This window comes from Amycolatopsis sp. NPDC005003, from assembly GCF_053600695.1.
The window spans coordinates 35,754-61,090 of the sequence record NZ_JBSGAI010000013.1 but is presented as its reverse complement, the minus strand read 5'-3'; the positions used below and the strand labels follow the sequence as shown (position 1 = coordinate 61,090).

At 73.1% G+C, this 25,337-nt stretch carries 18 protein-coding genes; 7 read left to right on the top strand and 11 right to left on the bottom strand.

Translation table 11 applies throughout. From position 1 onward, the window contains the following. Positions 1 to 208: 208 nt before the first annotated feature. From ACWED2_RS17175 to ACWED2_RS17160, 4 genes are all read right to left on the bottom strand, one after another. A complete protein-coding gene (locus ACWED2_RS17175) occupies positions 209 to 919 on the bottom strand; it encodes an SWIM zinc finger family protein (protein ID WP_449691452.1) in 711 nt (236 codons plus the stop codon). Continuing rightward, a complete protein-coding gene (locus ACWED2_RS17170; protein WP_449691451.1) occupies positions 912 to 3,944 on the bottom strand; it encodes a DEAD/DEAH box helicase in 3,033 nt (1,010 codons plus the stop codon). Before ACWED2_RS17170 ends, ACWED2_RS17175 begins: the two co-directional genes overlap by 8 nt. Positions 3,945 to 4,016: 72 nt before the next feature. Then, a complete protein-coding gene (locus ACWED2_RS17165) occupies positions 4,017 to 4,670 on the bottom strand; it encodes a DUF3159 domain-containing protein (protein ID WP_449691450.1) in 654 nt (217 codons plus the stop codon). Further along, positions 4,667 to 5,809 (bottom strand): FAD-dependent oxidoreductase, encoded by a 1,143-nt coding sequence (locus ACWED2_RS17160; RefSeq protein WP_449691449.1) that lies wholly within the window; start codon positions 5,807 to 5,809, stop codon positions 4,667 to 4,669. Before ACWED2_RS17160 ends, ACWED2_RS17165 begins: the two co-directional genes overlap by 4 nt. Positions 5,810 to 5,910: 101 nt before the next feature. On the opposite strand from ACWED2_RS17160, the gene ACWED2_RS17155 reads away from it, so the two are divergent. Together ACWED2_RS17155 and ACWED2_RS17150 are read left to right on the top strand one after the other, a co-directional pair. After that, on the top strand, positions 5,911 to 6,516 hold the full coding sequence (locus ACWED2_RS17155; RefSeq protein ID WP_449691448.1) for a TetR/AcrR family transcriptional regulator: 606 nt from the start codon (positions 5,911 to 5,913) through the stop codon (positions 6,514 to 6,516). A gap of 89 nt (positions 6,517 to 6,605) precedes the next feature. After that, positions 6,606 to 8,603, top strand: coding sequence for a fibronectin type III domain-containing protein (locus tag ACWED2_RS17150; protein WP_449691447.1), 1,998 nt, complete (start codon positions 6,606 to 6,608; stop codon positions 8,601 to 8,603). Positions 8,604 to 8,633: 30 nt separating this feature from the next. On the opposite strand, the gene ACWED2_RS17145 is transcribed toward ACWED2_RS17150, so the two are convergent. Both ACWED2_RS17145 and ACWED2_RS17140 read right to left on the bottom strand, forming a co-directional pair. Next, positions 8,634 to 9,629: an RNA polymerase subunit sigma-70 gene (locus ACWED2_RS17145; protein ID WP_449691446.1), complete on the bottom strand. Its 996-nt coding sequence runs from the start codon at positions 9,627 to 9,629 to the stop codon at positions 8,634 to 8,636. A gap of 133 nt (positions 9,630 to 9,762) precedes the next feature. Continuing rightward, positions 9,763 to 10,452 (bottom strand): TetR/AcrR family transcriptional regulator, encoded by a 690-nt coding sequence (locus ACWED2_RS17140; RefSeq protein WP_449691445.1) that lies wholly within the window; start codon positions 10,450 to 10,452, stop codon positions 9,763 to 9,765. Positions 10,453 to 10,509: 57 nt separating this feature from the next. Here ACWED2_RS17140 and ACWED2_RS17135 point away from each other — a divergent pair, with 57 nt between their 5' ends. From ACWED2_RS17135 to ACWED2_RS17120, 4 genes are all read left to right on the top strand, one after another. Further along, positions 10,510 to 10,641 carry an alpha/beta fold hydrolase gene (locus ACWED2_RS17135; RefSeq protein WP_449691444.1) on the top strand — a complete coding sequence of 44 codons (132 nt, stop codon included), beginning with the start codon at positions 10,510 to 10,512 and terminating at the stop codon, positions 10,639 to 10,641. Continuing rightward, complete coding sequence (locus ACWED2_RS17130) at positions 10,638 to 11,915, top strand: amidohydrolase family protein (RefSeq protein WP_449691443.1); 1,278 nt, start codon at positions 10,638 to 10,640, stop codon at positions 11,913 to 11,915. Before ACWED2_RS17135 ends, ACWED2_RS17130 begins: the two co-directional genes overlap by 4 nt. Beyond that, entirely contained in the window at positions 11,915 to 12,457 is a 543-nt protein-coding gene (locus ACWED2_RS17125; protein WP_449691442.1) for a TetR/AcrR family transcriptional regulator, read from the top strand. Before ACWED2_RS17130 ends, ACWED2_RS17125 begins: the two co-directional genes overlap by 1 nt. Before the next feature lie 80 nt (positions 12,458 to 12,537). Further along, positions 12,538 to 14,463, top strand: coding sequence for a glycoside hydrolase family 44 protein (locus ACWED2_RS17120; RefSeq protein WP_449691441.1), 1,926 nt, complete (start codon positions 12,538 to 12,540; stop codon positions 14,461 to 14,463). A 13-nt stretch (positions 14,464 to 14,476) separates the two neighbouring features. Here ACWED2_RS17120 and ACWED2_RS17115 read toward each other — a convergent pair whose 3' ends face one another. The 3 genes from ACWED2_RS17115 to ACWED2_RS17105 all read right to left on the bottom strand — a co-directional run bounded on the left by ACWED2_RS17115 (position 14,477) and on the right by ACWED2_RS17105 (position 18,618). After that, complete coding sequence (locus tag ACWED2_RS17115) at positions 14,477 to 15,400, bottom strand: quinone oxidoreductase family protein (RefSeq protein WP_449691602.1); 924 nt, start codon at positions 15,398 to 15,400, stop codon at positions 14,477 to 14,479. Between the two features lie 106 nt (positions 15,401 to 15,506). Further along, positions 15,507 to 15,872, bottom strand: coding sequence for a MerR family transcriptional regulator (locus ACWED2_RS17110; protein WP_449691440.1), 366 nt, complete (start codon positions 15,870 to 15,872; stop codon positions 15,507 to 15,509). A 43-nt stretch (positions 15,873 to 15,915) separates the two neighbouring features. Then, on the bottom strand, positions 15,916 to 18,618 hold the full coding sequence (locus ACWED2_RS17105; RefSeq protein ID WP_449691439.1) for a tetratricopeptide repeat protein: 2,703 nt from the start codon (positions 18,616 to 18,618) through the stop codon (positions 15,916 to 15,918). Between the two features lie 226 nt (positions 18,619 to 18,844). On the opposite strand from ACWED2_RS17105, the gene ACWED2_RS17100 reads away from it, so the two are divergent. Further along, complete coding sequence (locus ACWED2_RS17100; RefSeq protein WP_449691438.1) at positions 18,845 to 20,398, top strand: M28 family metallopeptidase; 1,554 nt, start codon at positions 18,845 to 18,847, stop codon at positions 20,396 to 20,398. Between the two features lie 108 nt (positions 20,399 to 20,506). Here ACWED2_RS17100 and ACWED2_RS17095 read toward each other — a convergent pair whose 3' ends face one another. Continuing rightward, positions 20,507 to 21,547: a Dyp-type peroxidase gene (locus ACWED2_RS17095; protein WP_449691437.1), complete on the bottom strand. Its 1,041-nt coding sequence runs from the start codon at positions 21,545 to 21,547 to the stop codon at positions 20,507 to 20,509. Next, a complete protein-coding gene (locus tag ACWED2_RS17090) occupies positions 21,544 to 25,311 on the bottom strand; it encodes a S8 family serine peptidase (RefSeq protein WP_449691436.1) in 3,768 nt (1,255 codons plus the stop codon). Before ACWED2_RS17090 ends, ACWED2_RS17095 begins: the two co-directional genes overlap by 4 nt. Positions 25,312 to 25,337 lie beyond the last annotated feature (26 nt).

Here is a 25,337-nt window from a genome sequence, read left to right as displayed (position 1 = left end):
CTTGCCCACGCAGGCGGTGTACGAAATTCCGTGTCGGCCCGTTGACGCCGCGTCACCGTGCCCGGTGCTCCGGCCGCGGGACTCCCGCCCGGCACGGCGGACGCGTCGCGGAGCACGGGAAGTCGTTGGGGGAGCAGTGGCGGGCACAGGCGAGTACCCGCAGGTGCGGCTGGCCTGCGTCCACAGCGAGCGGCTGGTGGTGACGGCGTCAGTCGCCGTCGAGAGCTCGGTACACCGGCCGGAGCAGCTGGGCGACGTCTTCGCCGCCCGCCGTGATCGCGAACGCCGGCGCTTGGTCCAGGAGCGCGTCGATCGGCGTCCGGGGCGTGTGCAATGGTGCCGCGCCGCCCAGGCCCGGGGCCGGGCCGCCGGCGTAGAAGGTGTCCATGACGTCGGTCAGAGTGGCGGAATCCTGTGGCTCGGCGGAGATGAGCCGGTTCTTCAGTTCCTCGAGCAACGCTTCCCGGGTCCGGCCGCGCAGCGCGAGGATGGTGAACGGATCGTCGGCGACCCGCGCCGCGAGCGCGGAGAACACGGCGTTCAGGTGACCGCACGGCACCTCGGCGTCCGCGCAGGTGCAGTCCAGCGACACGTCCCGCGCCGACGACGGGAACAACGGCAAGCGGACCGCTTTGCAGGTCTGCTCCACCTCGCGGGGCAACTCGCCGCCGAGCAGCTGGACCGTAAGGGACGCCTTCGCGGCGAGAGCGTGGGTGATCGCCGCCCACTCCGCCTTCCCGAACGCCGTCAGCCCGATCCTCACCTCGTGACGCCGGCCCTCCCGCACCTCGGCGTCGACCCGTCCGGCGCCGACCGTCAGGGACTCCACGCGCCCTTGGCCCGCCAACGGCCGCAGGACGCCGATCGCCGTCAACGCGCGGACGAACCGGGTCGCCCACCACGGAAGCGGCTCAGTCATCGATCGCCTCCTCCCCCAGCGCGAACACCCCGCGCAGCGCGTCGGTGGACAGTTCGGTGAGCCAGCCGTCGCCTTCGCCCACGACCATCCCCGCAAGCGCACGTTTCTCGGTGATCAGGGCGTCGATGCGGTCTTCGATCGTGCCCGGGCAGACGAACTTCCGCACCTGGACAGTGCGGCCCTGCCCGATCCGGAACGCCCGGTCGGTGGCCTGGTTCTCCACCGCCGGGTTCCACCAGCGGTCCAGGTGCAGCACGTGCCCGGCCGCGGTCAGCGTGAGCCCGGAACCGCCCGCCTTGAGGGAGAGCAGGAGGATCCGCGGCCCGCCGCCGGACTGGAAGCGCTCCACGAGCGCGTCCCGCGCTCCCTTCGCCAAGCCACCGTGCAGGAACCCGACTTCCGCGCCGAGCCGGCCGGCCAGGTGGGGCACGAGCAGGTGACCGAACTCGGTGTACTGCGTGAAGCACAGCACCCGGTCGTCCGCGGCCAGGATTTCCGCCAGCACCTCTTCGAGGCGGATGACCTTGCCGGAGCGGCGCCCGATCGGCGAACCGTCGTGCAGCAGGTGCGCGGGGTGGTTGCAGACCTGCTTGAGCTTCGTGATCGCGGCGAGGACGTTGCCGCGGCGCTTGATGCCGTGACTGTTCTCGATCTTCGTCATCATCTCGTCGACGATCGCGCGGTACAGCGTGCCCTGTTCCCGGGTGAGCCGGTATTCCTGCCGGATCTCGATCTTCTCCGGCAGCTCGGGCACGATCGCCGGGTCGGTCTTCACCCGGCGCAGCAGGTACGGCTGGGTGAGCCGGCGCAGCGCCGCGGCCGTGGCGGTGTCACCCCGGCGCTCGATCGGGACCGCGAACCGCCGCCGGAACTCGAACCTGCTGCCGAGCAGCCCGGAGTTGAGCAGGTCCAGCACCGACCACAGGTCCGCCAGCCGGTTCTCCACCGGGGTACCGGTCAGCGCGAGCCGGTGCTCGGCCCGGAACCGCCGCACCGCCTTGGCCGTCGCGGTGTCGGCGTTCTTGATGGCGTGCGCTTCGTCGAGCACCAGGCGTCGCCAGGTGAAGGCCTCGAGCTCTTCGGCGTCGCGGGCGGCGGTCGCGTAAGTCGTGACGACGAGGTCGGCCGCGGCGACCTGTTCGGCGAGCGCGTCCCCGTGCCGGCGGGCGCCGCCGTGGTGGGCGAGCACCCGGAGTCCGGGGGCGAACGCCGCCGCTTCCCGCTGCCACATGCCGACCAGCGACATCGGGCACAACACCAACGTGGGACGGCGCTCGCCGGCGGCCCGCTCGAGGGCTTCGAGCGCCAGCGTCTGGACGGTCTTGCCGAGGCCCATGTCGTCGGCGAGGCACGCGCCGAGCCGGAGCGCCGACATGAAGGCGAGCCAGGCGACCCCCCGCTGCTGGTAGGGGCGCAGGGTGGCGCGGAACGACGGCGGCAGCTCGACCGGCCGCAGGGTCTGCTGGACCCGCCCGGCCAGGACGTCGCCGACCCAGCCCTCGGCACGGACGTCGGTGACCGGCAGCGGCGTCTCCTGCCCCGGACGGGTGAGTTCCAGCAGCACCCCGGCCGCGGTGGGGCGCGGGGTGCGCCGGTGCGGGTCGCGGCGCAGGTACTCGAGCCCCGCGCGGAGCCGGTCGGGGTCGACGCTGATCCACCTCCCGCGCAGCCGCACCAGCGGCGTCTTCGCCGCGACGAGCTTCGCCAGTGTTTCCTGGCCGATCTCGTCGTCGCCCACCGCGACCGACCAGCCGAACACGGCCAGCTCGTCGCGGCCCACCCGGCTGCGCGCGACGACCTGCTCGGTGGGTGCGCCGCGGACGGAAAGCCGCAGCCCGAGCCGGCGACGGCCGTCCCAGGTGGCCGGGAGCTGCACCTCGAACCCGGCCTCGATCAGCCGGGTCGCGCCCGAAGTGAGGAACTGTTCGGCTTCCTCGACGGTCAGGTCGTACTCGGACGGCCGGCTCCGGCGCAGGGCGGGCGCCAGCACCGGGGCCACCAGCGCGGCCCGGCCCAGCTCGGCGAGGAACAGCCCCCGCGGGTCCCGGACCAGGCCGTTCGCCTCGCCCGACCAGATCTGCCCCGCCGACAGCAGCAGGCTCGGATCGGCCGTCGAGCGCAGGAGGAACTGCAGCTGCCACTTGGTGCCGTCGCCGGTCTGGTCGTCGGGATCGTCGGCCTCCGGCAGCCGCAGGGTGCCGACTTCGGCCAGCCGGAAACACGCCCGGCCGTCGACGACATCGGTGTCGGCGACCGCGTCCCACTTCGCGACGGCCTCGGCCAGGACATCGAGCTCTCCCAGCGGCAGCTCGACGCGGGGATCGCCGCCCTGCAGAGCGGCCAGCCACACCCCGGCCGCGCCCCGATGCCCGCGCAGGCCGACGGGCGGATCCGCCCGCGCCAGCCGATCCCGGACCGCCGTGTCGACGAGTGCGTGGAGGGCATCGGTGACCAGAGCGCGCGGCGACGCCCCGGCGAGCGGCGCGAGCTGCTCGGCCCGCCCGACCGGCGGCATGGCCGCGACCAGCGCGTCGAACGCGACGAAGTCCACGCCCTGCAGCACCGGCCGCCACCGGGCCTCCGCCGCGTCGCCCCGCCGGAGGAGCGTCGGCAGCACCCGCCCGCGCCGCACCAGATCCGCGGCCAGGCGTGCCACGGCCCGCAGGTGGGTGACCGAGGAACCGTACGAGGCCGACTCGTCGAGGTCGTCCAGCTCGGCGACGTCCACGACCAACGCCGGCACCGACCACGGCCGCAGGGACGGCGCCGAGCCACGCCGCTTGCCGCCCGCCGCCGTCTCCGTCTCCGCGGAGGCGAGCGGCCGGTTCGTTCGCGACGGCAGCAGCAACGTCACCGACGTCGGCTTGCCGGGGTGCAGCGCGGTCAGGTCCGCGCTCGAGACCGCGAACGGGTGCGAAAGCGCGATCCGGGCGGAACGGCTCGACGTGCCCACCGGCCCTCGGTCGCGCTCCGCCCAGATGACCAGACCCCGGCCCGGCGACCACAGAGCGTGCACCACGGGCAAGGTCCGGGCTCCTTCCACCGATCCGGGATCCCACAGATCGTCGCACGGCGGACTGACCGGTGTTGTGGTGGTTCACGGGTGCGTGCCGCCCGCGTGCGCTTGCCGCCTTCCGGGGGTTTCCGGAGCTGGGCGCAGGATCCGCCAGCACAAGTAGACGCACACACCCAGCGTCGGCGCGCCGCCCAGGAGGGTGGCCGCGATGCCGAGCGGGATCAGCTCTTCGGCCAGGTACAGCGGCACCAGCACGGCCGCGGCGATGGCGTACTTCGCCAGGAACACCGCCGTGCACACGTAATAGCGCCGCCGGTCGCGGGGATCTCGCCGCCAGGCCGTGCGTTCACCGCGCGCTGTGCCCACCACCAACCCGATGAGCGGCCGGCGCACCAGGATGGACACCAGGAACAGCACGCCTCCGGCCAGCTGCCAGAGGATGGACGTGAAGTAGAAGTCGACCGCGTTTCCGGTGCCCCCGGCCAGCAACGCCGACACCCCGACCACGATCAGCCCGACCGCCGGCTGCCAGGCCTTGCCCGCGGTGCACAGCCGCACCACGGCGAAGGCGAACACGGCTCCGACCGCGATCAGCGCGGCGGTCAGCACCTGTGCCGTCGACAAATACGCGACGAGGAACAGTGCCCGTGACGCGACGCTCTCGGCGACCGTGCGCCAACCGCCCACCGCGCCGAACAACGACAGGGACTTCTGAGTGAGCATGCCGAAGCTCATGCGGGCGCCTTCGCCGTGGCAGCCGGGAAGCTGTTGCGGCGCATCGTGTCTTCGTAGGCGCCGATCGCGTCGAGCAGGCCGAGCCGGCCGCGCCGCACCTCGGTGAGGGCCTGGCAGAGGCGGCGTGCGTCCTGCATGGCCAGGTTGCCGCCGAAGCCCGGGGCCAGGTGGATGGCGTCACCGATGACCGTCACCGGACTGGCCGGCCAGCCCGGCATCGGCGGGATCGTGCCGCTTCGCAGCGCGACGGTGACGTCCGGCCACGCCTCGGCGACGATCGCCCGCAGGGCCGCGGGCAGGTCCGCGGTCAGCTCCTCGGCCCGGCGCCTCACCGCCGCCGGTGATCCGGCCGGTCCGAGCCGCTCCCGCGTGCTGGGCACGGCCCACATCACGTAGTCCTCGAGCCCGGCGACCGCGCCGGGGTGCAGGGCAGGCAGCCACCGCCGCCGCGCGGCCACGGGAGACTCGGTGAACCGCAGCACGCCGAACACCATCATCGTGCCGCGCACCCGCACGGCGGCGGGGCTGTCGCCGATCAGGCCGGGCAGCCCGGCGCCGGCCACGGCCCGCAGCGGAGCCGCGCCCATGATCATGCGTCGTCCCGTGTCCACCACCCGCACGTCGGGCAGGTACCGGCGGCGCACCGCCGAACCGACCCCGTCCGCGCCGACCAGGACGTCCGCGGTGTCCGTGCCGCCGTCGGCGAACCACACCCGGACGCTGCCGTCGGCGCGTTGCTCGAACCGCGTGAACTCCGCCCCGAACCGGACCACGTCCTCCAGCCCCGTCAGCAACACCGCCCGCAGCAACGGCCGGTGGACCTGCCGGCCGGGCCGCGGCCGGCCCGCCGTCCCGTCGGACGGCTGCCTGCCCGCGACGGTGAGCTCTCCGTCCACATCGGACAGTGTCAGGGTCTGCTCCCGCGGCCCGCCCGTGGTGGCCGTCGCCATCGCGAAGTGCGCCGGAGGCAGGCACGCCCGCAGCGCCGAAACGCCCCGGTCGTCGACGTGCAGGCTGATGCCCTGGGGACGTCCCGCCGCGCCGTCCCGCTCGTACACCGCGACGTCGATCCCGGCCCGGCGCAACCCTTGAGCCAGCGTCAGGCCGCCGAGACCGGCGCCGACCACCACCACTCTCATCTCGCCATCCCCATTCTTCATCGCTTGGTGAAGACCACCGTACGGCGGGTTCGCGCAAAACTCCACCGAGCGATGAAGAAAGGTGTTAGGCTTCCGTGGCCATGACGGAACACGACACCCACCGCCCCGGGCGCTGGCGGTCCGGCGCGGAGAGCAAAGAGCGGATCCTGCGGACCGCCCGCGAGCTGTTCGGCCGGCACGGCTACCGCGGCACGACCGTGCGCGCCATCGCCACCGCGGCGGGCGTCGACCCGGCGATGGTGTTCTACTTCTTCGACACCAAACAGGGCCTGTTCAGCGCCGCGATCGACATGCCGGGCAGCGTCCCGCCCGCCATCGCGTCGATCTTCACCGGCGACCTCGCCACCCTCGGCGAGCGCATCGTCCGGACCCTGGTGGAGAACCTCGACAGGTCCGATCGCACCCCGCTGGTGATGCTGACCAGGTCGGCACCCACCGACGCGCAGTCCGAAGCGCTGCTCCGCGAATTCATCGACCGGGAGATCACCGACCGGCTCGCGGCGCTGCTCGGCACGCCGGACGCCGTGCAGCGGGCGAGCATGGTGAACGTCCAGATCCTGGGGCTGGCGGTGGCCCGGTACATCGTGCGCATCGAGCCGATCGCGTCATCGCCGGTCGACGAGCTGGCCGCCACGTTCGGCCCGCTCGTGCAACACTGCCTGACCGGACGAACAGCACCATCGTGAGCGCGGGCAAGTGCGTCCAGGTAGCGGATTGGACGGCGCCCGCGCTTCGCTTAACGTTGTTCCCTCGTCGTTCTACCGGGGGAGCCGGAATGCGGTGCTGGGGAAGTCTTTGCGTCGTCGCCCTGGTTCTGACCGGCCTCACGGTGCCGTCGGGCCCGGCGCACGGCACCGTGCCGGAGACGTCGTTCGCGGCCACCGCGGACCACTCGACGCCGGTCAAGGCGATGGTGGTCGGCGACTCGATCAGCCAGGGCAGTGCGGGTGACTTCACCTGGCGCTACCGGTTCGACAAGCACGAAACCGCGGCCGGCGCCCAGCTTTCCCTCGTCGGCCCGCACGACGACCTGTTCGACAACGTGGCGGACACCTGGAACGACAACCACACCTACGCCGATCCCGCGTTCGCGCAGCGCCACGACGCCGCCTGGGGCGAGTCGATGAGCGGGGCCGCCGCCCACATCGGGTCCGACGTCGCCACCTACCACCCGGACTACCTGCTGGTTCTGCTCGGCAACAACGACCTCGCCTTCGGCATCAGCGATCCCGCGGGCACCGAGGCGAGCCTGCGCACGTTCGTCGCCAATGCCCGCCAGGCCGGCTCCGGCGTGCAGTTCGTCTTCGGCACCCTGCTGCCCAGCCAGCGCACGCAAAGCGACGCCGGGTACGCCGCCGCCGTGGCCGATTTCAACACCCGCCTCCGGCGCACGGCCGCCGAACTGTCCACAGCGGACTCGCGGCTGTCCGTCGCGGAAACCGGCCGGGACATCGACCCGTCGGCCGACCTGTGGGACGGCGCGCACCCGAACGCACAGGGCGAAGTCAAGATCGCCGCGGCGTTCGCCGACGCATTGGCGGGCAACCTGTCCGTCGGAGCGCCGTATCCGCGGCCGTACCCGTCCGTCCCGCTCGGACCGCAGGTCGCCCCGCGGCTGACCGCCACGCCGGGCAACGGGCAGGCCGGCCTGTCGTGGACGCTCTCCCCCGGCGCCACCGGCTACTACGTCCACACCAAGGACCTCACCGCGGGGGAAACGACGTTCACCCGGCTTCCGTTCCCCGTTCCCGGACCGGCGTGGACGGCCGGCCTGCTGACCAACGGCCACACCTACGAGTTCCAGCTCAAGGCCACCAAGGGAACGGCCGAAGGCGTGTTCTCCACCGTCGCCACGGTCACCCCGGCCGGGCCGGCCCCGGACGCGGTGACCGACCTGTCCGCCAGTCCGGGCAACGGGTCCGTCACGTTGTCCTGGACACCGGTGGCCAACGCGACCGGCTACTACGTCTACCGCAAGAACGTGACCGCCGGCGAGACCACCTTCACCCAGCTCCCCTGGCCGGTGCCGGGTCCGACGTGGGTGGCCGAGCTGCTGAACGCCGGCGAGACGTACCAGTTCCGGCTGCAGGCCACCAACGGCGACGTCCGCGGCGGGCTGTCCGATGTCGCCACGGCCACGGTCACCGGCGTGACGCCCGACGCCGTCACGAACCTGTCGGCGAGCCCCGGCAGCGGGAACGCGACGCTGTCGTGGAGCCTCTCGCCGGGCGCGACCGGCTACTACGTGTACCGCAGGAACGTCACCGCGGGCGAGACGACCTTCACCCAGCTGCCCTGGCCGGTGTCCGGCCCGTCCTGGCTGTCCGAAGGACTGACGCCGGGCGGCACGTACCAGTTCCAGGTCCAGGCGGCCAACGGCCGGCTCCGCAGCGGACTGTCCAACGTCGCCACGGCCACCGTGGCCGGGCCGGTACCGGCGGCGCCATCCGACCTGACCGCCCGGCCGTCCGGCCGCGGTGAAGCGACCCTGTCCTGGACGCCGTCGGCGAACGCGACCGGCTACTACGTGCACGTCCGCAACGTCAGCGCCGGCGAAACCACGTTCACCAGGCTCCCGTGGCCGGTCGGCGGACCCACCTGGGTCAGCGCCGGTCTCGTGCCCGGCGCGCGCTACCAGTACCGCGTCCAGCCGGTCAACGGCTACCTCACCGGCGGCCTGTCCAACACCGCCGACGTCACCTTGACCGCCGCCGTCACCGAGCTGCGGGCGACCGCGGGCGCTTCCGGGCCGCGGCCGGCTCGAGCACGGTGAAGGTGGTGTCCGCCGCGACGATCGGCCGGGTCACAGTGCCGGGGGCAGGCCCAACCAGGGTTTGCCGCCGGCGTCGAACCCGGTGAGCTCGGCGATCTTCCCGTCGACGACGTGCAGCGCCGCGACGGCGAACAGCCGGTGCTCCGGGTCGCCGGGGGTGCGGAGGTACAGCGCGGCGGCGGGCATGCGGTTGACCGTCGTGGTGGTGCCGCGCCAGTCGTCGTGGCCGGGCCGGAAGAGCCCGCCGGACACCCAGCCGTCCACCGCGGCTTCGGCCGTTGTGGTCACCGCGCCCGAATCGGGCAGCATCGCGAAGCGCAGGTCGTCGCGCAGCAGGGCGATCAGCCCGTCGAGGTCGTTGCGCTCATGGGCGTCGATGTACGACTTCACCACGCCGCGCTCGTCGTCCGACAGCTCGTGGGTGGCGGGGCTGCGCCAGTCGAGGCGGCGACCGGGCAGTTGCCGGCGCATCGTCACGCGCGCCCGCTGCAGAGCGCTGGTCACCGAGGCGACGGTCAGCTCGAGCGAGCCGGCCGCGGTGGAGGCCGGCCAGCCCAGGACGTCACGCAGGATGAACACCGCTCGCTGCCGCGGCGGCAGGTGCTGGACGGCGACGACGAACGCCAGCTCGATCGTCTCGCGCGCCACCACCGAGTCCTGCGGGTCGTCCGGCAGCATCCGATCGGGGTACGGCTGCAGGTGCCGCAGCTCCGAGGCCGTGCCCGGCATGGGTGTGCGGTCGGTGCGCTTCTCCAGGAAGTCGAGGCAGGCGTTCGTCGCGATCCGGTACAGCCAGGTCCGCAGCGCGGCGTGGCCCTTGAACGACTCCCGCTTGTTCCAGGCCCGCAGGAACGTCTCCTGCGTCAGGTCCTGGGCGTCCTCGTAGTTCGCGAGCATCCGGTAGCAGTGCACCTGCAACGCACGCCGGTGGCGCTCGGTGACGAGCGCGAACAGCGCCGGGTCACCCGCGCGGACCGCCGCGATGAACGTGGCCTCGTCGGCGCCCAGCGGTCTGGCGTCGGTCATGGTCGTCGATCCTTCCACCGGTTCGAGGGTCACCAGAACCGACGGCGGGGCGCGGAATTCTTGATCGGTGAGCCGGGCGTACGTGACCCACGCCACATCTTTCGTCGCCCTGCTCGGGGCGGCACGTCCGTGCTCAGCCGGCCGCCCTGTCCCCGGTGCGCAGCCGGCGCAGGCTGTCGACGATCAGGTCGAGGCCGAAGGTGAACTCGTCTTCCAGTGGCACCGGCAAGGAGTCCGCTACCGCGTGGGTGGCTGGGAAGTCCGCGGGCGGCAGGTCGTGGAAGTGTGCCGAGGCTCGCGCTTGTTCGGCGTCGTTCGCGGTTCCGGTGAGCTGGATGGCGAAGCCGAGGACGTAGCGCGAGAGGGTGGCGTAGGCGCGTGCCGCGACGCTCGGGGAGAGCCCGCCGTCGAGCAGGACGGTCAGGCAGCGTTCGCGCAGCATCATGGCGTTCGGTCCGGTCGGGGTCTGCTCGATCAGCAGGGGTGCGAGCTTCGGGTGCCGGCCCAGTGTGTCGAACATCGCCTGGGCGACGGCCCGGCAGGCCTGGTCCCAGCGCAGCTCGGCCAGCGTCTCAGGGTCGAGTTGGACCTCGCCGAAGACCCGGTCGATCACCTGGGTGATCAACGCCGCCCGGTTGCCGAAGTGGCGGTAGAGGGTGGCCGTGCCGGATTCGAGCCGTTGGGCGAGCGTCCGCATGGACAGCGCCTCGGCGCCTTCCTCGTCGACGAGTTGCAGCGCCGTCGCGAGGATCCGGTCGAGCGGGACGGCGGGGCGGCCGCGGGACCGGCGGGCGGCCGCGGCCGGCGAGGACGAGCTTGTCACCCGGTGATTATGGCCGCTGTTGACACGCCGAACAATAACGGCAACACTGTTGCCATTATGGAGAGCACGCAGTCTCTGGCCATCGACGGCCAGCGCATCCACTACGTCCGCGCGGGCCGGGGGCCCGCGGTGGTGCTGTTGCACGGCAGCGGGTCGTCGTGGCCTCCGCGGAGGGAGGTGGCCGGATGAACCGCGTCCTGCTGCGCGGCGCGCGGGTCGTCACCATGGCACCGCACCGGCCCGACGCCGAACACGCCGACATCCTCATCGACGGCGACACCATCGCCGCCGTCGGCGGAAACCTCGGGAAAACCGGCGCGGAGATCGTCGACGTCACCGGCCGGATCATCATGCCCGGCCTGGTCAACACCCACCTGCACACCTGGCAGACCGCCCTGCGCGGCGTCGGCGCCGACTGGACGCTCGCGGACTACCTCGGCCGCATGCACGGCGCCGTCGCCCGGCACTACCGCCCCGAGGACATGCGCATCGGCACCCTCGCCGGCGCGCTGAGCCAGCTCGACCGCGGCACCACGACCGTCGGCGACTGGTGCCACAACACCCCCACCCCGGACCACACCGACGCCGCACTCGACGGCCTCGCGGCCTCCGGCATCCGCGGCGTCTTCCTGCACGGCACCCCCTACTCCGCACCCGACGCCACCCACCCCGTCAGCGAGATCGACCGGCTGACCACCGGCCCGCTGCTCACCATCGGCATGGCGATCCGCGGCCCGCAACTGTCCACTTCGGACGCCGCGGTCGCCGACTTCCGCGCCGCCGCCGAACGCGGGCTCGTCGTGTCCATGCACCAGAGCGGCGGCGCACCCGGGCCCGCCTGGGCGGCCGTGCGGGCCGCCGGGCTGCTGGGCCCGGCCACCAACGTCGTCCACGGTGCCGGGCTCACCGAAGAGTGGATCAAGATCCTCGTCGACGCCGGCGCAAGCCTCACCAGCACGCCCGAAAACGAACTCGGCCAAGGCCACGGCTTCCCCGTCACCGGGCACCTGCTCCGGCTCGGCGCCGCACCGTCGCTGGGCACCGACACCGACGCCGTCACCCCCGCCGACGTGCTCTCCGCCGCCCGCATCGCCCTGGCCCACCAGCGCGGCCACGACCACGACCACCACCGGCAGACCACCGGCTCCTTCTCCCTCACCGCAACGATCACCGCCAAGCAGGCACTCGCCTGGGCCACCGTCGAAGGCGCCCGCGCACTCGGCCTCGCCGACCGCGTCGGCCGGCTCGAGCCCGGAATGCAGGCCGACCTCGTCGTCCTCGACAGCTCCGGTCCGGATCCGGTCGCGGCCGCGCTGTACTCGAGCGCCGCCGACATCGAAGCGGTCATGATCGCGGGGCGCTGGCGCAAACGCGCTCACACGCTCGTCGACGTGGACCTCGACGTCGTGCGGGCGCAGTTGCGGGAATCCACGGCCCGCCTCCTCCCCCACGCCGGCAGCTGATGGGCAGGCGGGACGAACTCGCGAGCCGCACCCGCAGCGATCTGCTGGCCGCGGCGAAGCGCCTGTTCGCCGAACGCGGCTACCTCGACACGAGGGTCACCGACATCGCCGCCGCGGCCGGCCGCGCCGTCGGCTCCTTCTACTCCCATTTCCGCGACAAGGAACAGCTCCTCGCCGTCCTGCGCAGCGAACTCGGCGCACCGGCCGAGCACGCGGCCGGGGCGGACGCGCTCCGCGAGCAGGTCACGGCCTGCTGGACCGCGCTGCGCACCCACCGCCCCACCGCGATCGCGCTGCTGCAGTCGGCGATCGCGGAGGCCCCGGCCTCCGGACGGCTCTGGGACGAGCTGACCGCACGGACGGCACCCCTGCGGCGCGTCCTCGAAGACCGCGGCGACCCGCTCGGCGATCCCGAGCTGTCGGCGGCGGCCGTGGGCGCCATGCTCGCCGGCCTCAACCACGCCCTGCCGGTCGACGACGGCCGCGTCGCCGAAACCGTCGTGAACCTCGTCCTCTACGGCCTGCACGGTCGTCCTCGGTGAAACTTTCGCGGTGACTTGACGCTCGCCGCGCGCCACTCCACCATGCTGTCGGCCAGGAAATCCAGCCAGGGGAGGCTTCCGTGACGGCTGCTCGGCGACGGCGGAAGCGGCGAACGGTCACGGCGGCCGGCCTGGCGACGTGCCTCCTGGCCGTCACGCTCACGGCCCCGCCGGTCTCGGCGGCGACCGGGCCCGCGCTGGCGGTCGACGTCTCCGCCGCCCGGCACCCGATCAGTCCCGGCATCTACGGCCTCAACGGCGGCGATCCGGCGTTCAACGCCGAAATCGGCCAGACGGTCGCGCGGTGGGGCGGCAACGCCACCAGCCGGTACAACTTCCGGAACCGCACCTACAACACCGGCAGCGACTGGTACTTCGAGAACATCGTCGCCGACCAGGAACACTCCGTCGAAGGCATGGTCGGCGCCAATCTCGGCCGCGGCATCAAGCCCGTCGTCACCGTGCCCCTGAGCGGGTGGGTGGCCAAGGACTCGCCGTCGTCGCACCCGTTCGCCTGCGGCTTCCCGGCGACCCGGTTCCCGCAGCAGGACAGCTTCGACCAATGGGACCCCAACTGCGGCAACGGAAAGCTCGGCCAGCAGAACCTGACCGGCGTGCCCGCCGACACCTCGATCGCCGTGGACGCGGCGTTCGACGGTGAGCTGGTGTCGCACCTGGTTGCGCAGTTCGGCACGGCGGCGCAGGGTGGCGTGCCGATCTACGAGCTCGACAACGAGCCGGTGCTCTGGTCCAGCACGCACCGCGACGTGCACCCCGAACCGGTGTCGAACGACGAACTCGGCGGCAAGGGCACCGCGGCCGCCGCGGCGATCAAGGCCGCGGACCCGACCGCGGCGGTCCTCGGCCCGTCCGGCTGGGGCTACTGCGAATGGGTCGCGTCCGGAGTGGACGGTTGCGGACCGGGGGCCGACTCGGCCGCGCACGGCGGGCTCAACCTCTCCCAGTGGTACCTGAAGAACATGAAGGACTACAGCGACGCCCATGGCGGGCAACGCTTCCTCGACTACTTCGACCAGCACTTCTACCCGCAGATCAGCGGCGACAAGACGCCGGAAGCCAATGCGCTGCGGCTGCGGTCGGTCCGGTCGCTGTGGGACCCGACCTACGTCGAGGAGTCCTGGATCGGCCCCAGCGGGGTCAACGCGCCGCCGCTGCAGTTCATCCGCACGATGAAGTCGTGGGTCGACCGGTACTACCCCGGGACCAAGACCGCCATCACCGAATACAACTGGGGTGCCCTGGACGACATCAACGGCGCGCTGGCCGAGGCCGACATCCTGGGCGTCTTCGGCCGCGAGGGCCTCGACCTCGCCACGATGTGGGGCGAACCCAAGCCGACCGACCCCGGCGCGTATGCGTTCCGGATGTACCGCAACTACGACGGCGCCGGCAGCCGCTTCGGCGACGTCAGCGTGTCGGCCACCGCAGCCGACCAGGGTCAGCTGGCCGTGTACGCGGCGCAACGGTCCTCCGACCAGGCCCTGACCGTCATGGTCGTCAACAAGACCGGTGGCGACCTGACCTCGCCGCTGTCGGTGGCCGGGTTCGACAACGCCGGTGCGGCACAGCGGTTCACCTACGGCCCGGCGAACCTGAACGCCATCGTGCGCGGCGACGACCTCCCGGCGAGCGACGGCCGGATCGACGCGACCTACCCGGCGAATTCCATCACGCTGCTGGTGCTGCCCGCCGCCGGCTGCACGGCGAGCCTGCAGGTCAACGGCGGCTGGAGCACCGGGCACGTCGCGACGGTGACCGTCACCAACAACCGCCGCACGCCGATCACCGGCTGGCGGGTCGGCTGGACCTGGTCCGGCGACCAGCGGATCACCAACTCGTGGAACATCGCCGTGAAGCAGAACGCCGCGAGCGTGGTCGCCACCGACGCCGGCTGGAACGGCCCGATCGGCGCGGGTGGCAGCACCACCTTCGGGTTCCAGGCGACCGGGGCGCCACCCACGAGACTGACCTGCACACCTGCCTGAGGACGCCGGAGTCTCAGGTCACCTTGATGACGACCTTGCCCGCGGCGTGCCCGGCCTCGACGGTGGCGAGGGCGGCCGGGGCGTCGGACAGGGGGTGGATCGCCGTGATCGGTGGGGCGAGCACTCCCTCGAGCGCCAGGCGGGCGGCGCGCTCCAGGTTCTCGCGGTCGAGCCGGCGCTCGACGAACCGGCCGCCGATCCCGGACACGGACTGGTCGCCCACGGCGATGACGTCACGGCGGTTACGCGCCAGCGGGGCGACCGTCCGCAGCGAGGCACCGCCGACCAGGTCGACGATCCCGTCGAAGCCGTCGGGAACCAGCTCGCGGGCCGCGGCGACGACGTCCTGCGTGGTGTAGTCGACGAACCGCACCCCGGCGGCCTCGGCCTGGGCGCGTTTGGCGGCGCTGCCGGTGCCGATCACGTGCAGCTCGCGCGCCGCGGCCAGCCGGGCGACGGCGAGGCCGACCCCACCCCCGACGCCGTTCACCAGGATCGTGGCGCCGGCCGGCAGGCCGAGCTGGTCGAGCGCGTCCACCGCGGTCGTCCCGGCCACCGGCAGCGTCGCCGCCACGGTGGCGGACAGGCCCGCCGGGATGCGCGCGGTGTTCGGCGCGGACAGCACCGTCGTCTCGGCGTAGGTACCGCCGCCGGTGAGCGCGAAGCCGAAGACCGCGTCCCCCACCTCGAGCCCGTCGACGTCCTCCCCCAGCGCGAGCACGGTGCCCGCTGCTTCCATGCCCAGCACGTGCGGGAACGGCCGCCCGCCGTCGAGCCCGGGGACCAGGCCCGCACGCAGGAGGTGGTCGAGGGGGTTAACCCCGGCGACGTCGACCCGGACCAGCACCTCACCGCGACCGGGAACGGGATCGGGGCGGTCGAAGAACTCCTGCACCTCGGGTCCGCCGTGCCTGCCGAAACCCCACGCCTGTCCCATTTTCCGCGCCTTCCGGATGTCCGGCCCGGTGGTTCCGGGCACTGCGGCCATCGTGATCCTTGACATCGGTGTCAGGGGCAACGGGCTGAGGCGCGGGTCACACTCCTCAGGCCAGCTTCGCCCGGTGCCGGCTGTTGGCGCCGAGCAGCTCGTCGAGGGCGTCCCGGGTCTCGGTCAGGTGCGCGATTTCCGCGTCGATCCGGTCGCGCTCGCGCTGCATCGTGGCGAACGCGAACTCGGCGACCCCCAGGTCGCCGGGCATCTCGACGCACGGCAGCACCGTCGCGATCACCCGGCTGGACAAGCCGGCCTCGAACAACTGGCGGATGAGCGACACCCGCTCGACCGCGGCGTCGGAATAGTGCCGCTGCCCGGCGCCGGAACGGGTGCTGGTCAACAGGCCCTGCGTTTCGTAGTACCGCAGGGAGCGCGGACTCACGCCGGTGCGCCGGGACAACTCGCCGATCCTCATGCTTCGAAGTTACGCCCGGCCACGACGCCGCCGCCTGGCCAGGTCAGTCCCCGCTCCCCTCGATGGCGGCCAGCGCCTCGACCGCTTCGGGCGAGCCGGCCTCGGCGGCCTTGCGGATCCAGTCCAGTCCCTCGGCCTGACGGCCCGTCTCCCACAGCAGGTAGCCGAGCTGGTACTTGATGATGGGCTCCGGACGCTCGATCGCGCGCCGGTACCACGTCTCGGCTTCCTCGAGCCGGTCCTGCTCGTGGAGCAGCGAGCCGAGCATCGCCATGAGCGTGGTGTCACCGAGCTCCGCGCCCGCCCGGTACCGGCTCTCGGCCTCGTCGAGCCGGCCCGCCTCCGCGGCCTCGTAGCCGGACGCCCCGAGGAGGCCGGGGTCGAGTTCGTGGACCCGGCGGAACCACCGCGCGGCCGGTTCGCGCTGCCCGTCCCGCTCGTGGAGCGTCGCCAGGTTCAGCGCGGCGTCGGCGTCCCCGCCGCCGGCGGCCCGCTCCCACCAGGTCCTGGCTTCGTCCATCCGCCCCGCGTCGGCGAGGACGGCGGCGAGGTTGTTCATCGCTCCGGCGTCGTCTTGGTCGGCGGCCTGGCGCAGCCATTCTTCCGCTTCGGGGTCGCCGGCCAGGTAGAGGTGGGTGCCGAGTTCGAGCATGGCGGCGACGTAGTCGCGCTCGGCGGCCTGGCGCCACCACCGCATGGCCTCGGCCGGCCGATCGGCGTCCCGGCAGAGGATCCCGAGGTTGTACATCGCTTCCGGCCAGCCGTCTTCGGCGGCGCGACGCCACAACTGTTCGGCCTCGTCCACCGCCCCGGCCTCGTGACGCAGCGCGCCGAGGTTGATCGACGCGGTGACGTCGCCGCTCTCGAGGGCCCGCCGGTACCAGTCCTCGGCCTCCTCGAGCCGGCCGGCTTCGGCGGCCAGCTCGCCGAGGCAGGCCATGGCTTGCTCCTGACCGGCGTCGGCGGCGCGCCGGTAGAGCTCCACCGCCTCCGCCGTGCGGCCCGTCTCCCGCAGCAGGTCCGCGAACGGGTACACCGCGGCCCAGCCTTCGCCCTCGATCGCGGTGCGGTACGCCGCTTCCGCTTCGGCCGGCCGACCCAGGTCGTGGAGGACGACGGCCCGGTTGTACCGCGCGATCCCCCGGACCGTCTCGTCCCGCGCGTCGACCAGCCGGGCGTACCCGGCCAGCGCCTCTTCCACCCGGCCCGCTTCGGAATGTTCACCGGCGACGGACAGCATGGCCCCCTCGTGGCCCAGTTCGGCCGCGCGCCGCGTCCACTCCCGGCTCTCCTGCCGTTCTGCGTCGCTGACGTCCTCACCGATCAGCTCGGAAGCCACCACCAGCAGGCCGAAGTGGTTCATGGCATCGGCATCGCCGGCTTCGGCGAGCCGGCGCCAGATCGTCCGCGCGATGCCCTTCTCTTCCCGGCGCGGGAGGTTCTGGCTGTACAACGCGTTGAGCACCGCCCGGACGACGGCGACGTCCGCGTGCTCCGCAATGGCCGTCCACAATGGAGCGTCCAGGGCCCGGTTGGGTGGTGCGCCGTCCGCCGCCGCGTCCTGCACCAGCGCGTCGGCGACCTGGTAGCCGTCGGTCGCCCCGGGCGCGGTCCCGACCGCCCACAGGAGACTGCTCTGTCCCCGCACCGGTTGCTGTGCCCACGCCAGCGCGTTCGCGAACCAGTCCGCCCGCGCCTTCGGCCGCTGCCGTTCGGACAACAAAGCGGTGGTGACCGCCTCCAGCAGCCTCCGGGGCACCGTGTCCGGGTGCCCGGCCCGGCGGCACAGCGTCGCCGCCGTCACCACGAGCACCCCGAACTCGTCCGGCCCGTGCCGCCAGCGCCGGATCAGGTCGGGCACCGCGGCCAGCGCCTCGGTGACCCGGGGGCCGGCTCGCGCCGCTTCGTGCAACCGGGGGTCGGGGATCGCCTCCAGCCGCGCCAGCTCCGCCGCGGAAAACGTCGCGGAGACGTCTTGGCGGTGCGCGCGCCGGAGGATCAGCCGGGCGTCCTTGAACAGGTCGCGGTCCGGGTCGGCGGGGGCCGCGGAGAAGCGTTCGACCGTGTCCGGCCAGCCGGTCCCCACCAGGATCACCCGGTCCGTGTCGAGCAGGCGGTCGACGGTGGCCGCGGTCAGGGCGTCCGAGCCGGCGAGGAAGTTCTGGATCTCGTCGAGCCACACCACGGTCCCGGGCCGTCCCGTGGTCAGGGCGGTGACCTCGCGGGCCGATGTGGGGTGCAGGAACCGCCAGCCGCGTAGCGGCTCCTGGTCGAGCGCCTCCACCGCCATCCGGGTCTTGCCGGCCGCGGAATCCCCGACCAGCAGCAGGAATCCGCCCGACGCCGCGGCGCCGGCCAGCCACGCCCGCACCCGTTCGTCGGCGTCACGCGGCACATAGCGCGGCAAGGACGGCGACAACGCCTCGTCGTGGTACTCCGGCAGGGGGATGGCGGTGTGGACGCCGAGCCTGGTCCACCGGTCGCCGCCCTGCTTCCGGGCCGCGGCCAGCGCCTCGGCCACGGTCGGCAAGCGCGTCGAGCGGACCACCGCGGGCAGCTCGGCGGGCCGCGCGTGCTTGCGCAGCCGCTCGATGGCCAGGGGGACGACCACCCCGAGCAGCGCCGTGCCGGCGGCCGCCACCGCGGCCCAGAGTGGCGAGCCCACCACCCGCAGCATCGAGAACCCGGCGAGTCCCGCCAGCAGAACGGAGACCAGTGTCCACAGACGGACGGCTTTCCAGCCCAACCGGCTCCCCCTCGGTCCGTTTCACCCGCTCGACGCTCCGGGAATCGTACGCGCGCCGCGGGCGGCCGCCCGCTCGCGAGGCGCGCCACCCCGGGTGCCATCTGCACGTAACCGCAGGTCAGCTCCCTGTCACTACGCCGATCGGATGTGACAACTGAGCCGTTCGTCCCGACATATCCGGTATGGGCACACCCCAGCGCCCGTATCCGAAAGGAAGTGGACAACGATGTCCCACCACCTCAGGAAGAGACCGCGCGCCGCCGTCGCGGCGGTCGCCGGCCTGCTCGTCCTCCCGGCGATCGCCGCCGTCTCCGTGCCGGCCTCGGCCGCGCCGGCCGGCTGTGACACCCGGACCAACAACACCGTGCAGCTGATGCTCGAGTGCGTCACCGTCGGCGGGGTGCGGGTCCACCAGCAGGCGCTGCAGAACGCCGCCGACGCCAACGGTGGCACGCGGGCCTCGGGCACGCCCGGCTACACCGCGTCCGCGGCCTACGTCGAAAGCCAGGCGCGCGCCGCGGGCCTGAAGGTCACCACGCAGGACTTCGACTTCCCGTTCTTCCAGCTCAACAGCCAGGCCATGGAGCAGGTGGCGCCGCTCTTCCGGCTGTTCACACCGGGCACCGACTTCAGCACCATGACCTACTCGGGCAGCGGGAACGTCACCGCGGTGACCCAGGCGGTCGACCTGATGCTGCCGCCGGCCCCGGTGCCGTCCTCGACGAGCGGGTGCGAGGCCGCCGACTTCGCCGGCTTCGTCGCGGGGAAGATCGCCCTGCTCCAGCGCGGTACCTGCGCCTTCGCCGACAAGGCGGCCAACGCGCAGGCCGCGGGCGCGAGCGGCGTGATCATCTTCAACGAGGGCCAGCCGGGCCGCACCGACGCCTTCGGCGGCACGCTCGGCGCGCCGGGCATCACGATCCCGGTGGTCGGCACCAGCTTCGACATCGGCGTCAGCCTCCAGGGCGCGACCGTGCACCTGGCCACGAGCACCGTCAGCCAGATCCGGCAGACCCGCAACGTCCTCGCCGAACTGCCCGGCGCCCGCACCGGCGGCAACGTCGTGATGGTCGGCGCGCACCTGGACTCGGTGCTCGCCGGACCCGGCATCAACGACAACGGCAGCGGCACCGCGACGATCCTCGAGGTGGCCAGGATGTTCGCCAAGGCCAAGCCGACCAACACGGTGCGGTTCGCCTGGTGGGGCGCCGAAGAGCTCAACCTGCTCGGGTCGGCGCACTACGTGCAGGGCCTGACCCAGGCCGAAGCGGACCGGATCGCGTTGTACCTGAACTTCGACATGGTCGCCTCGCCGAACTTCGTCCGGTTCGTCTACGACGGCGACGGCTCGGCCGGGCTCAGCGCCCCCGGTCCCGCCGGCTCCGGGGCGATCGAGAACGTCTTCCTGAAGTTCTTCGCCGGCCGCGGGCTCGCCACCGAGCCGACGGCGTTCGACGGCCGCAGCGACTACGGCCCGTTCATCGCGGTCGGCATCCCGGCCGGTGGCCTGTTCACCGGGGCCGAGGGCGTGAAGACCGCGGCGCAGGCGGCGACCTACGGCGGCACGGCCGGCGTCGCCTACGACAGCTGCTACCACCAGGCGTGCGACACGTTCGCCAACAACAACCTCGTGGTGCTGGACCAGAACGCCGACGCGATCGCCTACTCGACGGTCACGCTGGCGTACAGCACCGAGCTCGTCAACGGCGTGCCCGGCCGCACCCCGCCGGGCTCGTCGCGTGGGCCGGTCGCCGGAAAGCCGGGCGACGCGGCGAAGTAGGGCCGAAAGCACGGCGGGCTCCCGGCATCCGGGCGCCCGCCGTGCGCGGCGATCCGAAGCCTGCCCCCCGGCGGTGACCATGCCGGCACGGACCGCGCTCCGGCGCAGTCACCCCAGCATGGCCTTGCCGACGTGGTCGCCCCCGCCCGTGGCGCCCGGCAGCACGAAGTAGTACCCGCCGCCGAAGGGCAGGGTGTAGCGCTCCAGCGCCTCGCCCGCCAACCGCCGCTGGATCGTCGCGAAACCCCGCTCCACGTCGCGTTGGAAGCAGACGAAGAGGTGGCCCGCCCGCCCCTCGCCGTCGGTCGACGAGTAACCGCGCCGGAGGATCCGGTGGGCTTCGCTCTCCGGCGTCCGCGGGTTCGCCCGCCGGATGTGGGCGTCCAGGGCGATCACTTCGCCCCGCGGGTCACCCGCGTAGTCCGGCGCGTCCTGTTCCCGCTCCCGGCCGAGCGGGGCGCCGCTTTCCTTGGCGCGGCCGAACACCCGTTCCTGGTCCGGCACGGGTTTCGCGTCCCACGTCGGCGTGGCCAGGCGGATGAGCCGGACCACCTGGTAGGTGCCGCCCGCGCACCACGCGGGCTCGTCGTCGCCTGGCTGGACCCAGACGAGCCGGTCCATCAGCGCGGGGTCCGCCGCGTCCGGGTTGCCCGCGCCCTCGCGGAACCCGAACAGATTCCGGACCGGGCCGTCGGGGTGGAACCCGGCCTGGCGCCAGCGCGGCACCAGGCCGGGGATCTTCGCGCCCAGCGCGCGTTCGATCGGCCCGGCCGTCGCGGCGCCCGCCTGGACCAGCAGGTCCCCGTGACACCAGTCGGGGTCCAGCACGTCGCTGCGGAACGCCGGCATCGGGGTCAGCAGGCGGGGCCGTTCGATCCCGAAGCGCCCGTCGAACAACGACGCCCCCACCGCGACCGTCAGCGTGACGCCCGGTACCGGGGCGCTCAGCGCCCGCAGGATCGCCGCGAGCCCTTCGCGGTCGCGCGCGGTCACGTCGAACGCCGCCAGCTCGACCCGGGGCGGGGCCGGCGTCACCACGCCCGGCTGCCGGGGACCGGCGGCCCGGCGGGGCGGCTCCGCCGCGGGGGCGCACCCGGCCAGGCCGACGGCCCCGACCGCGGCCAGGAACGCCCGCCTGCCGACCGTCACGGTTGCCTCGCCAGGCCCACGGCGATCGAGCCGGTCGAGGCCGACCAGGGCTCCACCAGCACCACGTAGGTGCCGGCCACCGACAGGGTGGGCAGGTCGTACGGCGTCAGGTTCGTCCGCGGGGTCCGGTCCACCAGCCTGGTGCCGTCCGGCCGGAACACGGTCACGTTGAAGGCCGTGCTCGGGGTCATGGTGCTGCTGCCGAACGTCAGCCGCAGCCGGTCGCCGCTCGCGCCGGTGAACGAGAGCTGGCCATCCTGCCCGGCCCGGCTCACCGTCACCGTCGCCGCCGCGCCGCCGGCCGTGATCGTGCCCGCGACGACCGGCTCGGACAAGGTCAGCGTCACCGTCCCCGTCGCGCTCCGCATGGAGCTGACCACGAGCTCGTACCGGCCGGTCGACGGCAGCGGGGCGAACGTGTAGCTGTCCGGGCTGTTCAGCCCCGCGGCGGAGTCGAGCTGCGTGCCGTCCGGGTTGTTCGCCGCGACGTTGAACTCGGTGAAGCCGGTGGTCCCGGCGGTCGTCGCGAGGCCGAGCCGCTGCCCGGCGGTGCCGTCGACGGTGACCCGCGCGTGCTGCCCGGGCCGGGTGAGGGTGACCGGCTTGGCCGCGCCGGTGGTCGTGAGGGCGCCGGCCGCCACGTCCTCCGACAGCCAGACGGTGACCGCACCGGTGCCGCCGCCGACCAGGAGCTCGTGGCTGCCCGTCCCGGTCAGCGCGGCGACGGACGCGCCGCCGCTGTGGGCGGTCACCGGAACCGGCGCGCCGTCCGGTCCGGTGACGGACGCGGTCGGGTTCAGGCTGGTGTCGGTGTACCCGATGCCCAGCCGCTGCCCCGCCGTCCCGTCGAACCGCAGCCGCGCGCTCTGGCCCGGCCGGGACAGCGTGAGGGCCTTCCCCGCGCTCGTCGTCGTCACGCTGCCACCGTCCACTTCGGACGAAAGCCACAGCTTGCCGCCGCCCGCTTCACCGAAGTAGAAGCCGAAGACGAGCCGGTACCGGCCGGTGGTGGCGGCCCGGAAGCGGCCCGAGTAGCGGCTGAAGGCGAGCTGGGTGCCGCCGACCTTCGCGTTGTCCTGGTCGAACACGTCCACCGACAGCAGCTGGAACTCGGGCTGATCGGTGAACCCGAAGTCGTACCAGGTCCCCGCCGCGGCGTCGAACCCGACTTCGGCGAGCTGACCGGCCTTGGCCAGCGTGAACGAATAGCCCTGTGCCGCGGTGTCGGTGCTGCCGGCCAGCTTGCGGGCCAGCTGCGCGGTGACGCTACCGGTGCCGGCGCCGTTCGGGTCGACGAACAGCGAGTACCGGCCGGTCGCCGCCAGCGTCGGCAACGGCGCCGAACGGGCGTTGCTCGCCGTGATGAAACCCGGCCCGTTGTTGGGCTCCACCGTCGTCGCCCGCCCGGCCGGGTCGGTCAGCCAGAACCGCGCGTTGGTGCCGATCGAGTTCGCCGTCACGCCGAAGCCGAGCCGGTCGCCCGCCGCGCCGTCGAACCCGAACCGCAGCACCTTGCCCGCCGGGACGGCCGCGGTGACCGCCGCGCCTTCGACGGCGAGCGTTCCGCCGTCGACCACGTCGGCCGCCCCGGCGACGGTGAAGGAGTAGGTCGCCGGTGCCGACAGCACCCCGCCGTCTGCCGCCCGCACGGTCAGCGTCCGGGCCCCGGCCGCCGTCGGCGTGATCCCGACCGAAGCTCCGCCCGTGGCGGCCACTTCGGACGGCGACGCGTCGGTGTCGAGCTGGTAGACGTACTTCGTGACCGCCCCGGACCCACCGGGCTTGAACGTGAAGGTGCCGGGCAGGCCGACGCCGCCGTTGGCCTGCGCTTCGGCCGGGTAGTCCGACGAGGTCACCACCGGCGCCGCGGGCGGGGGCTGTTCGGCGACGATGAAGTCGTACACGAACACGTCGGACGGCTCGCCGACGCCGTTGAAGGCGCGCACGGTGAGGGTGCGGTGCCCGGCCGCGGCCGGGGTGACGGTGACGGTCGCGCGGCCGTCGGTGGCGGTCACCTCCCTCGCCGTCGCCTCGCCGTCGAGCTGGTAGGAGTACTTCGCGACCGGCACGGCGTCCCCCGGCGCGAACGAGAACGTGCCCGCCACGCCGGCGCCGCCGTGCGGCCGGCTGTCGGAGGGGTAGGTCGCCGACGTGACCACCGGCAGGCCGACCGGCGGCTCGGCCAGCACCAGCTCCCAGTGGGTCAGCGTGCCTTCGTCGAAGCCGAAGTTGTCGGTCACGACCAGCTTCCACGGCCCGTTGGCGTCCACAGAGGACATTCCGGTGAGCGGGTAGGTCGCGTCGAGGTCCGTCGCCGCGTCGTTCCCGTCGGCCTCCTTGAGCACCTTCTCCAGGCCGTTGGGCGCGGTGATCTTCACCGACAGGTCACCCCGGAACGGGTGTTCGGCGCGCACGCGCACCCGCGCGGTGGCCGCGACCTTGCGCGGGCAGGTGGTGACGTCGATCGTGCTGGTGACCGAACCCTGGTCGGGCACGGGACGGCGGGTGTCGTCGGCCAGCGCGCACACCGCCCGCGGCGGCACACCGGTGTAGAGCAGCTTGTTCGGCGAGCCCGTGCCGAGGTCGGCCGGCTTCAGCACGCCGGAGCTGGCCTGGCCGAGCAGCGTGGCGGTCACCTCGGCCGGGGTCAGGTTCGGGGACTGGGAAAGCAGCAGCGCGGCGGCGCCCGCCACGTGCGGGCTCGCCATCGACGTGCCGCGCAACGTCACCGTCGCGGTGTCGGTGGCGTTGTGCGACGACTTGATCGACTCGCCCGGCGCGAACAGGTCGAGGCAGGTCCCGTAGTTCGATCCGCTGGTGGGGCCGGTGGGGGTGTCCTTCCAGTCGCGGGCCCGCTCGTCGACCGGGTTGCTGGCCCCGACGGTGATCGCCTCGCGCAGGGCGGCCGGGCTGGCCAGGCAGGCGTCCCGGTTGTCGTTGCCCGCGGACACGACGTACGTGATGCCCGAGGCGATGGAGTTCTTGATCGCCAGTTCCTCGGCGTCCGACTTGCCGCCGCCGAGGCTCATGTTGACCACCGCCGGGCGCTGCGCGTGCTGGGTCACCCAGTCGACGCCGGCGATGATCTGGCTGACCGTCCCGAAATTCTCGCAGCTGAGCACCCGCACCGAGATCAGCTTGGCCTTCTTGGCCACGCCGTAGGTCGTGCCGCCGATCGTGCCCGCGACGTGGGTGCCGTGCCCGACGGTGCTGCAGTCCTGTCCGTTCCAGCCGTCGCCGATGGCGTCGAACCCGACCGTGGCGCGGCCGCCGAACTCCGCGTGCGAGACACGCACGCCGGTGTCCATGACGTACACCGACACCCCGGCGCCGGCGGCTTCGGCGTAGGTGTACTCGTCGTCGAGGACGGTGCTGTGCTGGTCCACCCGGTCGAGGTTCCACGGCGGAGTCGTCTGGGTCCCGGTGCCGCGCACGACGGTGTCGGCCTCGACGCGCGCCACGCGCGGATCGGCGGCCAGCCGCTTCGCTTCCGCCGCGGAGGCGTGCACCGCGAACCCGCTCAGCGCCGCCCCGAAGGTGCGGCTGACCCGGCCACCGTGTTTCCGGGTGAGCGCACCGGAACCCGAAGCCGCGGCGGTGCCGGGTTTCAGCGTGACGATGTAGCTGCCGTCGACGACCTGCGCGCCCGCGGGCTCGTGCACCTGCCCTTCCTGGGCCTGCGCCGCACCCGCGAAGACCCCCGCGAACACCGATCCCGCGGCGGCCGCCGCGAGCAGCCGTCTCCAGCCCGCCAACGCTTGCATTGCTCCCCCAGGTTCTCGGATCACTG